Source organism: Niastella sp. (assembly GCF_045805085.1).
Lineage (GTDB): Bacteria > Bacteroidota > Bacteroidia > Chitinophagales > Chitinophagaceae > Niastella.
The window spans coordinates 1-1,778 of sequence record NZ_JBJMLX010000512.1; the positions used below are offsets into that span (position 1 = coordinate 1).

The window sequence follows — 1,778 nt, forward strand, 5'->3', positions numbered from 1 at the left end:
ACCCCTGCCCAGGGAAGGTTATACCGGCCTGGGAGATGATCATAACGATTTACATTTTTTGAATAAGGACCAGTTTTGGGCTGGTGGTGACCATGGCTTTTTAGAGCTGTCAACCAATGGCGGGGGTACACCGTTACCCAAGGCGTATTTTAAAATAGATACCAACGGGGTATGGAACACCCGCACGGTGAATCTGAAAAACTATAGTAAACCAGGTTACCAGTATACATGGTATGTAAACGATGTGTTGATAAGCTCCGGTTACAATATTTCTTATCTCCATAATATGGCGAGCGGGGAGGATAGCATTAAACTGATAGTTAGCAATGGAACTTTGAGTGATACCTTAACACAATACCAGTATTTTTCGATACCGGTTCTGCCTGCCATCACCTCGTTTTCCCCAGCTACGGGTAGTACAGGTACAATGGTTACTATTACCGGAAGTAACTTTGCGAATGTAAGCGATGTACAATTTGGCGGAGTCAGCGCCACTTCGTTTACCATTGTTTCCCCCAACAAGATCACAGCCGTGGTGGGCGCCGGCGCCACAGGTATTGTTTCATTGGTGCATTTATATGGAACGTTTTCTGCGCCCGGGTTTACTTATTTTGCACCGCCTTCCTCTCCGCCGCCGGTTATCACATTGTTCTCCCCGGATGAAGGCCCTGTAGGTACAACGGTCACCATCACCGGAAACAATTTTGATCCGTCGCCCGCCGGCAATATTGTTTATTTTGGCGATACCCGTGCTACGGTCAGCAGCGCCAGCACCAATCAAATTACCTGTACAGTGCCTATGGGCGCCAGTTATAAACCTGTAACGGTATTGAACACGGCCACGCATTTATCGGGCCAGTCGTTTAAACCATTTACAACCACGTTTGCAGAAACGGTAGCCTATTTTACCGGTAAATCCTTTACGCCGGCGTATGCACAGTATTACCCTTATTTGCCGGGGATAAAAAGCGCCACCAGTGCCGATGTAGATAATGACGGCAAAACGGATATTATAGCTGCCTATAGCGTAAATAACTATGATACCATTATTGTACACCGTAATACAACCAGTCAGGGTAGTTTTTCTTTTGAAGACCGTTATACCGTTGGCCCATTAATGAGCGTACTGGCATCAACCGGCGTACAAACGGTTGATGTTGATGGAGACGGGATGCCTGATATTCTGGGCGCTACCAATACCGATCAGATAACCATTTACAGGAATGCCAGTGTGCCGGGCAATATATCTTTTACAGGTGCCCTGCAAATACCAGCCAACCCGGGCTTACAGGATGTAAAAGCCAGTGACCTGGATGGCGATGGCAAACCCGACCTGATAGCTATTGGCATTACTGGTAAAAGCGCTGTGTCTGTATTAAGGAATACAAGCTCAGTGGGCTATATTTCTTTTGGGCAGGTGATCAATTTCCCTGTTAATACAGGTACTGTAGTGGCTGTGGGCGATGTAGATAACGACGGAAAGAACGATATCGTTGCTTTGTCTGAAACCAACGGCAATTATACCGTCTCCTTATTTAAGAATAACAGCACGCCTGGCGCAATCTCATTTGCGTCACGCATAGATCTCACCAGCGGCCCGGGTGCATTTGGAAGCGTTAGCCTGGCCGATATGGATAAGGATAATAAACTGGATCTTGTTATTAATGTCGATAACACGGTTCGCATTGGCCGGAACACAAGCGTCTCAAACGCCATTAGTTTTGATTTTACATATAGCGCAACGGCCATAGCTGGCAATTCGATTGTTGAAAGTTTGA

1 protein-coding gene is annotated in these 1,778 nt (G+C 46.5%); it reads left to right on the forward strand.

Annotated elements, in window-relative coordinates; all coding sequences use genetic code 11:
• A partial coding sequence (locus tag ACJ751_RS26755) for an FG-GAP-like repeat-containing protein (protein ID WP_407748605.1) occupies positions 1 to 1,778 on the forward strand: 1,778 nt, incomplete at both ends.